This window comes from Nannocystis pusilla, assembly GCF_020073745.1.
In the GTDB taxonomy this organism is placed as follows: domain Bacteria; phylum Myxococcota_A; class Polyangia; order Nannocystales; family Nannocystaceae; genus Nannocystis; species Nannocystis radixulma.
Map to the genome: position 1 here is coordinate 216,182 of NZ_JAIRAU010000031.1, position 10,002 is coordinate 226,183.

At 72.3% G+C, this 10,002-nt stretch carries 8 protein-coding genes; 5 read left to right on the forward strand and 3 right to left on the reverse strand.

Annotation, left to right across the window (positions count from 1 at the left end; genetic code table 11):
* On the reverse strand, nt 1–846 hold the full coding sequence (locus tag K7C98_RS25015; protein ID WP_224194274.1) for a hypothetical protein: 846 nt from the start codon (nt 844–846) through the stop codon (nt 1–3).
* Nucleotides 847–1,098: 252 nt separating this feature from the next.
* Between K7C98_RS25015 and K7C98_RS25020 the strand changes: the two genes are divergently transcribed.
* Entirely contained in the window at nt 1,099–3,276 is a 2,178-nt protein-coding gene (locus tag K7C98_RS25020; protein ID WP_224194275.1) for a redoxin domain-containing protein, read from the forward strand.
* A 78-nt stretch (nt 3,277–3,354) separates the two neighbouring features.
* Here the strand turns inward: K7C98_RS25020 and K7C98_RS25025 are convergent, their stop codons facing one another.
* Together K7C98_RS25025 and K7C98_RS25030 are read right to left on the reverse strand one after the other, a co-directional pair.
* Entirely contained in the window at nt 3,355–4,596 is a 1,242-nt protein-coding gene (locus K7C98_RS25025) for a cytochrome P450 (protein WP_224194276.1), read from the reverse strand.
* A 296-nt stretch (nt 4,597–4,892) separates the two neighbouring features.
* The gene (locus K7C98_RS25030) at nt 4,893–6,173 is read right to left on the reverse strand and encodes a cytochrome P450 (protein ID WP_224194277.1); all 1,281 of its coding nucleotides are present in this window, start codon (nt 6,171–6,173) and stop codon (nt 4,893–4,895) included.
* Between the two features lie 344 nt (nt 6,174–6,517).
* On the opposite strand from K7C98_RS25030, the gene K7C98_RS25035 reads away from it, so the two are divergent.
* The 4 genes from K7C98_RS25035 to K7C98_RS25050 all read left to right on the forward strand — a co-directional run bounded on the left by K7C98_RS25035 (nt 6,518) and on the right by K7C98_RS25050 (nt 9,996).
* Nucleotides 6,518–7,987: an FAD-binding protein gene (locus tag K7C98_RS25035; RefSeq protein WP_224194278.1), complete on the forward strand. Its 1,470-nt coding sequence runs from the start codon at nt 6,518–6,520 to the stop codon at nt 7,985–7,987.
* Between the two features lie 89 nt (nt 7,988–8,076).
* Nucleotides 8,077–8,502 carry a hypothetical protein gene (locus K7C98_RS25040; RefSeq protein WP_224194279.1) on the forward strand — a complete coding sequence of 142 codons (426 nt, stop codon included), beginning with the start codon at nt 8,077–8,079 and terminating at the stop codon, nt 8,500–8,502.
* Between the two features lie 19 nt (nt 8,503–8,521).
* Nucleotides 8,522–8,905, forward strand: a complete 384-nt coding sequence (locus K7C98_RS25045) for a hypothetical protein (RefSeq protein ID WP_224194280.1) — start codon at nt 8,522–8,524, stop codon at nt 8,903–8,905.
* Nucleotides 8,902–9,996 (forward strand): sensor histidine kinase, encoded by a 1,095-nt coding sequence (locus K7C98_RS25050; RefSeq protein ID WP_224194281.1) that lies wholly within the window; start codon nt 8,902–8,904, stop codon nt 9,994–9,996. Before K7C98_RS25045 ends, K7C98_RS25050 begins: the two co-directional genes overlap by 4 nt.
* Nucleotides 9,997–10,002 lie beyond the last annotated feature (6 nt).

Here is a 10,002-nt window from a genome sequence, read left to right on the forward strand (position 1 = left end):
TCAGCCGCGCGGCGAAGCCTCGCACGCGCGGACGACGACGCCCGTGAACCACTCGACCTCGCGGAGCGCTCGACACGTGCGCGCCCGTCCCGTGGGCGACTGAATCAACGCGTCGATCTCTCGCGCCATCCCGTGCGCCGAGCGAGACGCGTCGCCGTTGTGCCGGGCATGGAGCTGCTCGATCTGCGCTTCCGTCTCGGCATCGTCGACGAACTGCACCGCCACCAGAAACCCGGCCTGCCGCAGCGGCTCGTTCGCCGGCAGCTCGCCCGCCCCGTGGGTCCCCGAGCAGACGAAGATCTCCACTGGCCCGCCCGGAGTCGCCTGCACGGGCCAGAAATAGGCCTGCAGGTACGGCGAGAAGTCCTCCCACTCGACCTCGACCGGCGCGACCGCGAGCCGCGGACAATCATCGCAGCGCGCGTGCATCGCATCGATCGCGCCCCGGAGCTGCAGCAGGATCGCACGACTCAGGAGCGGGTCGCTCCACATCGATCGCCGCGCGAGCGCGTCCGCCGAGGCCTGGTCGAGCCCGGAGGCCCCGGCGTCGAAGGCGTCGTACGCGGCCGTCGCCAGCGGCACGATCGTCTTGCTCCGCAAGACCGCCGCGCGCACCAATTCTCCGAGCGTGGGATCTCGCTCCGCCCCACACGCCTCGCTGAGCATGTCGACGCCCCACTGCTGGACCTCGGGCGTCCAGACGGCGCACACGTACCTGTCGACCTCCGCGCGCAGCTCGGCCAGCGAGAAGGATGCGGCCGTCGTGACCTCGGAGGATGCAGGACGCCGGACGCAACTTGCCGCGGCGATCGTCGCGAAGATCATCAGGCGCCGCGTCCACGACATCGCGTGAAGGACCCTGCTCTCCGGGGCTGCATTCCCGCCGCGTCGACCCTCGCCGACTCGACAGTCGCCGCCGCACCTGCGATCGTCGCCCCCATGAACACCGAGCGGCTCTTCGCAAGGATGGACGCGCAGCTCGCTCACGATGCGCAAGATGCCGGACCGGCGTGTCACCTTTCGCTCGACGACATGCGGGCTCGACCTGCACTCGATGGACCCGGGCCGCGGCTCGAGCGTTGAGCCGCCGGAGCAGACATGTCCAGCACGCGTCGCGTCCTCTCCCCGTTCGTCTCCTGTCACGGGCTGACCCTCTCGCTGCTCCTGGCGGCCTGCCGCTCCGAGGCGGCGCCTGAACTCACACGATTGCACCTCGCCGCCACGCCCGACGAGGCCGCCGTCGGGGCTACCGAGTTGGTGCGACGCGGCTACCTCGGGCACGACTGGTGGGGCTGCGCCCGCGACGGTGCCGCCCTCCGCCTGCTCCACCCCGACAGCGCGCCGCTGCAGGCCTGGACGATCCAGTGCGTCTCCCGCTCCGGCGGCGACGCCCTCGCGCAGGCCGACGCCATGCTGTCCGAACGGCCAGGCGATCCGTGGGCCCTGTTCGCCCGCGCCGGCGCGCTCATCGATCACCCCGAGCGCGGCGCGGAGGGCGTCCCGGCGGCCCGCGAGGCGCTCGCGGCCATGCCCGGCCACCCCGACGCGGTGTGGCAGCTCGGGCGCGGGCTCGTGCGCCACGGCGGCCACGCCGAAACCACCGCCTTCTTCGCCGAACAGCCGCAACCGGCGCTGGCCGACGTGCTCGCGCTCGAGCTCGCGCGCGCGAGCTCGGCCAGGGACAGCGACGAGCAGCAGGTGTTCGAGCTCGCGGCCCGGGCTCGCGCCGCCGACCCGCGCTGCGTCGACGCCGAGCTCCTGCCGGCGCAGTGGCTGCTGGAGCGCCGCCGCCCCGCCGAGGCCGCGCCGCTCCTGGCCCGCGCGCTCGAGCTGTCGCCCCACGCGCCCGCGCTGCACGCCGAGCTGTGGCGCGCTCTCAAGCTCACCCCCGGCCTCGCCGCGAGCGAGCTGCGCGCGGCGATCGACGCCGACGTGGCGCTGCTCCTCCAGAGCCGCGGCGACGACCCGAGCGCCCTCGAAGCCGCCGCGAATGTCTACAGGGACATGTCCCCAGAGACACACAAACGATTGGCCGCCGACCTCCTGGCCCGCTTCCCTGCCAGCCCGGCGGCCAGCTCGATGCGCCACGCCCGGCTCGCGGGGCTGGCCTACGCCCACGACGAGCGCCAGCGGCAGCACGCCCCCGATCCGGCCAAGGACGCGCGGCTCCGCCAGGCGCTGGACGAGTTCCTCGCCGGTCCGCCGCCCAGCGCGCGCCAGCTCGCCGACGCCTACCGGTTCCGCTACACCCTCGTGCGCGACGACCCCGACGCCACGCCCGCGGCGGTGCTGGCCGCGTTGCAGGAGTGGGCCCCGCACGACGAGGTGTACCTGTTCGCCGTGGCCGCCGCCGCCGCCGAACTCGCCGAGCGCACGCCGTACACTGCCGAGGCCGAGGCGATCGCCCGCACCTGCATCGAGCGGGCCGAGGCCCTGGTGGCGCGCATCCGCCCGCGGGTGAGCGACGCCGCCGAGTTCGCGCGCAGCTCGGCCTTCTACCTCGCGCCGGCCTACGAGGCGCTCGGCGTCGCCCTGCTCGCGCAGCGCCGGCACCCCGAGGCCCGCGAGGCGCTCGAGAAGGCCTACTCGCTGACGCGCGAGCGGCCGGAGCTGTTCGTCAGGCTGGCCGCGCTCGCCGAGGCCGAGGGGCGCATCGCCGACGCCGAAAAGTTCCTGATCGAGGGCTCCGCGGCGTGGCGCGGCCGCGAGGTCTGCGACACGGCCCTGCGCGCGCTCTACGTGCGCCGGCACGGCAGCGAGCGCGGCTACGACCGCCACCGCGAACAGCTCGAGGCCGGCATCCGCGAGGTGCGTCGCCAGCAGGTGCTCGCCACCGCGATCGCCGAGCCCAAGCCCCTGCCCCCGTTCGCCTTGCCGAAGCTCGGCGGCGGCGAGCTGCGCAGCGACGCCCTGCTCGGCCGCGTCGCCGTCATCAACCTGTGGGCGACCACCTGCCGCCCGTGCGTCGCCGAGATGCCGGACCTGCAGCAGCTCGCCGACGCGTTCGCCGGCAGCCGCGACGTCGTCGTCACCACCATCAACCTCGACGACGCGGCCGACCACCTGCCCGCGTGGCTCCGCGAGCGCGACCTCCGCCTCGAGGTCGCGCTCGGCGAACGCTACGCCATGGACAACGGCTACAACACCCTGCCGACGACCCTGTTCGTCGACCGCGGCGGCGCCGTCGTCTTCACCAAGGACGCGGCGACCGAGCAGCTCGTCGAGGAGTTCACCTGGCGGATCGACGCCCTCCGCGCGCCGCGCCCCGGCGGCTGATCTTCGGACATGTCGCAGAGAGCATGTCCCGATGGACATGCTCTCAGAGCCATCCGCGGGCGCGTCCCAGGCGCCCGCTCACGCCGCGCGGCGCTCGAAGCGGAGCCGCAGCGACTGCAGCGCGCGGAACGTCGAGTTGTCGCGCCAGCTCGGCCGCGTGTCCACGCGGGCGAACGGAGGCAGCCGCCGCAGCAGCTCGGTGAACGCGATCCGCCCCTCGAGGCGCGACAGCGGCGCGCCGACGCAGAAGTGAATGCCGTGGCCGAAGCCGAGGTGCCCGCGGGTGTCGCGGCGGATGTCGAAGCGATCCGGGGCGGAGAACTGGTCCGGGTCGCGGTTGGCCGCGGCCACCAGCGGCAGCACCAGCGCCCCGCGCGGGATCGTCGTCCCGGCGACCTCGACCGCCTCGGTGGTCCGGCGGAACAGCATCGTCACCGGCCCGTCGTAGCGCAGCACCTCCTCGAGGAAGTTGGGCACCAGCGACGGGTCCGCGCGCAGCTCGGCCAGCGCCTCCGGGTGCTCGAGCAGCAGGTGCGTCCCCGTGGCGATCAGGTTGGTCGTCGTCTCGTTGCCGGCGATGAGCAGCAGCACCAGCATCCCGAGCACCTCGTTCGCCGTCAGCTTCCCCTCCTCGCTCTCGGCGCGCACGAGCTCGCTGATCAGGTCGTCCCGCGGCGCCTCGCGGCGCGCCTCGACGCACGCCTCGAGGTACGCGATCAGCTCGCATCGGCTCTTCACCAGCCGCGCCGACGCGGCCGGCGACATCCGCTGCTCGCGCGTCAGCTGGCCGAACTCCAGCAGCTCGTCGCTCCAGCGCTTGAAGTCGGCCTTGTCCCTGGTGTCGACCCCGAGCATCTCCGCGATCACCGTCACGGGCAGCGGGATCGCCAGGTCGTCGACCACGTCGAAGCGCTCGCAGCCGACGATCCGGTCGAGCAGGTCGGCCGTGATCTCGTGGACTCGCGCCTCGATCCGCGCCATCGCCCGCGGCGCGAACGCCCCGGCGATCAGCCGGCGCAACCGCGTGTGCGCCGGCGGGTCCGAGTTCACCATGCTGGGGCCGCGGCTGCGCTCGATCTCCTGCCACGCCCGGTCCTCGACGTACGGCGGCCGGAGCCGGTCGAGGCCCGTGTCCGAGGAGAACACGTCGGGTCGCCGGAGGATCTGCGTCACGTCGGCGTGGCGCGTGACGGCCCACCAGCCGTAGCGCTCCAGGCGGTGCACCGGCCCTGCCTCGCGCAGGCGCCGGAGCAGCGGGTGCGGATTGTTCGCCACCTCCGGCGAGAACAGCGCCGTCGACAGATCGATGTCGTGGTCCATCGCCCGAAGGTACGAGCCGTCACCACCCCGGCAACGCCGCGGCCCGCCGTGGCCTCGGCCGTCGCGGCCGCGGCTTCGACCGCCCCGCCTCGACCTCGCCCCGGCGGGTGCAGCGTCGCCGCGCCGCGCGCCAGCGCGGCGGGCGTCGCCTCAGCGAACATCCTTCAGGACATGTCCTTCAAGGCATCGATCGGGCGTGTCTCTCCGAACACACTCCTTCAGCCACCTCACCGCGCAGGAGCCTGCCTGAACGGAAATGTCGCCAAGGACATGCCCCTTCGAGCATGTCCTCGCATTCACCCGCGCACCGCCGGCACCGCCGCCGGCGTGCGGAAGAACAGGCTCGGCAGGTAGCTGCGGCGGGCGCCCTCGGCGAGGCGCAGGTCGGGCAGCGCGGCGCGCAGCGCCTGCATGCCGACGCGCACCTCGAGGCGGGCCAGGCTCGCCCCCAGGCAGCTGTGGATGCCCCAGCCGAACCCGAGGTGGCGGGCGCCGTTCGGCCGGTCGAGGTCGAAGCGCAGCGGGTCGGGGAACACGCGGGCGTCGTAGTTGGCCGCGCCGAAGAACGTCATCACGGTCGCGCCGGCGGGGATCTCGACGCCGCCGATCGCCGTCGCGCGGGTCGTGTGGCGCGGCTCCATCTGCACCGACGCGTGCATGCGCAGCGTCTCCTCGGTGGCGGCCTGCAGCAGGGCCGCGTCCTCGCCGACGCGGCGCCACAGCTCGGGCTCGCCGAGCAGCGCGAACAGCAGCGAGCCCATCAGGCTGGCCGACGTCTCGTAGCCGGCGAACAGCAGCACCACCAGGTGCGAGATCATCTCTTCGGTCGTGAGCGAGTCCTCGCCCTCGCGCGCGCGCAGCAGCGCCGAGATCAGATCGTCGGCCGGCTGAGCCCGGCGCTTGCCGATCAGCTCGGCGTAGTAGCGCTGGTAGGCGACGAACCCGTCGGCCGCGGCCAGCTTGCCCGCCGCGTCGACCGTCGGGTCGTAGAGCCGGAACCAGTCGTCCTGCCAGGCCTTGAGCTGCGGCATGTCCTCGTAGGGCACGCCGACCAGCGCCGCGATCACCTTCATCGGCAGCTTGAACGTGAAGTCGCGCATCAGCTCGAGCTCGGGCGGGCCGGCGGCGAGCTCGGCCGCCAGCTCGCCGGCGAAGCGGCGGATCTGCGGCTCCATCGCGGCCACGCGCGTCGGCGTGAACGCCTTCGAGAACAACAGGCGCGCGCGCGTGTGCGACGGCGGGTCGTTGTTGAACAGCCCCGGCGGCAGCGGAAACGTGCCCTGCTGCAGGCGCGCCAGCAGCTCGGGCGCGAACGGCACCATCGGCTCGAGCAGGCGCGCCGACGAGAACAGCGCCGGGTCGCGCAGCACGTGCATCACGTCGGCGTGACTCGTCACCAGGTAGGCGAAGAACTGCGGGCTGTAGGCCACCGGCGCGCGCGCGTGGGCCTCGACGTAGAAGCTGCGCGCGGGGTCCTCCTGATACACGGGCGAGAACGGCTGAAACAGCCCGCCGACGGCGAGGCGCTCGGCCTCCGCGGGATCGGGCGACTGGGTCGGGCGGGCGTCGTCGGTCATCGCCCCTGGAGGTACCAGAGTCGACGACCTGCCGGCAATCGCACGCCGACGCGCACGAGCGCTCGTGCATGTGCACCGACGCCCGCGTCCGCGGTCGTCGACGGGGCCGGGCGCACCCGGGTGCGGACAGATGACCGTGGATTTTGAGACATGTCCTTTGAGCCATGTCCCCGCGGGCACGCCTGTCAGCGCGGCGCTCACCCGCGGCGTTCGCATGAGACAGCGGCACACACGAATGCCGCGGACAGCGCGCTGGGACGGCCGTGGCGGCTCTGTTACCGTGTTCTGAGCGGCTGCGACGTACGCGCCGCATTGTACTCATCAGCGATCGAGGAGCCTTTGATATGACGATTCGTAACACCCGTCGAGCCTTCCTGCGCAGCGGCGCCGCCGCGGTCCCAGTCCTGGCCTTCAGCCCTTCGGCCCACGCCTGGCTGTCGTGCTCCGACGCGGCCGCCGACGCGATCGAGATCCCCGACCTCGACGGCGAGCTCCTCACCGCCCCGGCCGACCGCGCCGCCGCGGCCGACGACTGGGGCCACATCGTCAGCGAGATGCCGCTCGCGGTGCTCGTGCCGGCCTCGGTCGACGACATCCGCAAGGCCGTCAAGTTCTGCCGCAAGCACTGCATCAAGGTCGGGCCGATGAGCATGGTCGGCAACAGCCACAGCACGCAGGGCCAGTCGCAGGCCAAATGCGGGCTCGTGATCGACATGTCGGGCCTGTCGGAGATCCACGCGATCAACGCCGGCGACGCGGTCGTCGACGCCGGCGTGCGGTGGTTCGAGCTGCTGCAGCAGACCTTGCCGCTCGGCAAGAGCCCGCCGGTGCTCACCGACCACATCGACCTCAGCATCGGCGGCACGCTGTCGGTCGGCGGCATCGGCGGTCAGACCCCGCAGCACGGGCTGCAGGCCGACAACGCGCTCGAGCTGTGGGTCGTCACCGGCGACGGCGACCTCGAGGTCTGTTCGCCCACGCACAAGGCGACCCTGTTCAACAGCGTGCGCGGCGGCCTCGGTCAGTTCGGCGTCATCGTCAAGGCCCGCGTCAAGCTGATCGCCGTCAAGCCGCTCGCGCGCCACTACACCGCCGTCTACACCGACGCGGCCACGCTGCTCGCCGACCAGGTCGCGCTGATGAACGAGGGCCGCTTCGACTACGTGGAGGGCCTCGGCTTCCCGCAGCCCGACAACAGCTACGTGCTCACGATCGAGGCCGTCAAGTACTTCGACGCCGGCGCGCCGCCCGACGACGCGGCGATGCTCGCCGGCCTCAACTTCATCCCCGGCACCGAGGCGGTCGACACCCTGCCGCTCTACGACTTCTTCGACCGCCTGGCGCCGATCGTCGCCTTCACCAAGATCACCGGCGAGTGGTACCTGCCCCACCCGCTCACCGACTTCTTCCTGCCGCTGTCCGAGGCCGCCGACTTCATCGAGTCGACCCTCGCCGAGACCCCCGCCGTCGACATCGGCTACGGCCCGGTGCTCATCTACCCGTTCCCGCGGGCCAAGGTGACCGCGCCGTTCATCCCGCTGCCGAGCGAGCCGGTGACCGTGCTGTTCTCCCTGCTGCGCTGGGCCCCGTCGGCCGACCCGGCGGTCGCCGCGGACCTCGTGGCCAAGAACCGCGCCGTGTACGAGGGCGTGCGTGAGATCGGCGGCAAGCGCTACTCGATCGGCAGCGTCGAGCTCGACTTCGGCGACTGGCTCCTCCACTACGGCGCTCGCTGGCCGCAGTTCCTCGCTCGCAAGCTGATCTTCGATCCCACGAACACCCTGACTCCCGGCCAGGGCATCTTCCCGTGGTGAGTGCGAACTCGGCGCCGCGCGCGGCCTCGCCCGCGCGCGCTCGCGTCGTGCACCCAGCGCGCGACGCGTCCGCTATCCTGGGGCCGCGCATGAGCGAGTCGTTCATCCCCAAGGACGCGCGTGGCGTCATCGACACCCGCACCGAACGCTTGTGGCTCCACCCTGACGGCTACGTCATCGCCGAGGTGCGGCCGGGCCTCGTCGCCGACCTCGATGACGCGATCGCCAACGTCGCCGCCGTCGCCGAGCTGGCCGCCGGCAAGCCGCGGCCGCTGCTGCTCGACATGCGGGCGCACGCGAGCTCGGCCACCCGCGAGTGCCGCGACTACTACGCCGGCTCCGACGCCCAGCGCGTCAACCTCGCGGTGGCGATGCTGGTGCGCTCCAACGTCAGCCGCGTGATCGGCAACTTCTTCATCGGCCTCAACAAGACCCGCTTCCCGTTCCGCATGTTCGCCGACGTCGACGAGGCGATCGCCTGGCTGCGCAGCTTCATCGTCGCCGCCCCGAAGTAACCGAGACGACGAGCCCACCATGGAGCTGCGAGAGATCGTGACCCGCACCGAGCGGATCTGGCTCGAAGACGGGATCGTGCGCTGCGTCGTGCTGCCGACCGCGACGCACACGCTGAACGACGCCCACGAGAACTCCCGCGCCGTCGACGTGCTGGCCGGCGGGCGCAGGTTGCCGATGCTGCTCGACACCCGCGACTCCCGCGGCATCGACCGCGACGCCCGGCTCTACTACGTCCGCCCCGAGGCCGCCAACCGGCTGAGCGCGCTGGCCATGCTGATCGACTCGCAGGTCGGGCGGATCTTCGGCAACTTCTACACCAACGTGCACCGGCCCCCCTTCCCGCTGCGCCTGTTCGACCGCGAGAGCGACGCGGTCGTCTGGCTCAAAGAGCAGGTCGTGTGACGGCGAACTCGTCAGGCAATCGGCCCGCCCGCGACGCGGCCAGGGACCCGAGCGACCCGCGGATCGCCGCCCTGCTGCGCGACGTCGCCGCGCTGGCGCCCGACGCCGGCGCGTTCGCCAGCGATCCCCGGGCCGCCGCCGAGACGGCGCTGCAGGTGGTCGCGGCCGAGCTGGCGGCCCTCCGCGCCTACCGCGAGCGGACCGAGCGGCAGATGGAGGAGCTGTTCAACACCGTGATCTCGTACGCCGCGCTCGACTACGACCGGCGCGTCCCGGTCCACGACGACAACGACGAGATCATCAACGCGATGGCGATCGGCCTCAACATGATGGGCGAGGAGCTGTCGCACACGATGAAGGCCCTGGTCGCCGCCCGCGACGAGGCGCTGGCGGCCAGCCGGGCCAAGAGCGCCTTTTTGGCCAACATCAGCCACGAGCTGCGCACGCCGCTCAACGCGATCATCGGCTACGCCGAGATCATCCGCGAGGACCTGGTCGACGCCGGCCAGGACGCGCTGACCATCGACGTCGACCGCCTGCAGGTCGCCTCGCGCCACCTGCTCAACCTCATCCAGGACGTCCTCGACCTCGCGCGCATCGAGGCCGGCCGCGTCGACGTGCGGCCCGAGCCGGTCGACCTGCACGTGCTCCTGCACGAGCTGCAGACCACCATGGCGCCCTCGGTCAAGGAGGCGGGCAACGTGCTCGACATGCACGTCGACCTGCCGCGCCCGCTGCTCCACACCGACCCGCTGCGGCTGCAGCAGATCCTCCTCAACATCCTCGGCAACGCCAACAAGTTCACCGTCGACGGCCGGATCACCCTGTCGGCCGGCGAGCACCGCGAGCGCGGGCGCCTGTTCGTCGACATCGTCGTCGCCGACACCGGCATCGGCATCCCCCCCGACAAGCTCGAGACGATCTTCGACGCCTTCACGCAGGTCGACGACACCGCGACCCGCCGCTTCGGCGGCACCGGCCTCGGCCTCGCCATCAGCCGGCGCCTGTGCGACCTGCTCGGCGGCACGATCAGCGTCACCAGCGAGCTGCGGCGCGGCTCGACCTTCCGCGTGCGTCTGCCGCTCGAGTGACGCGGC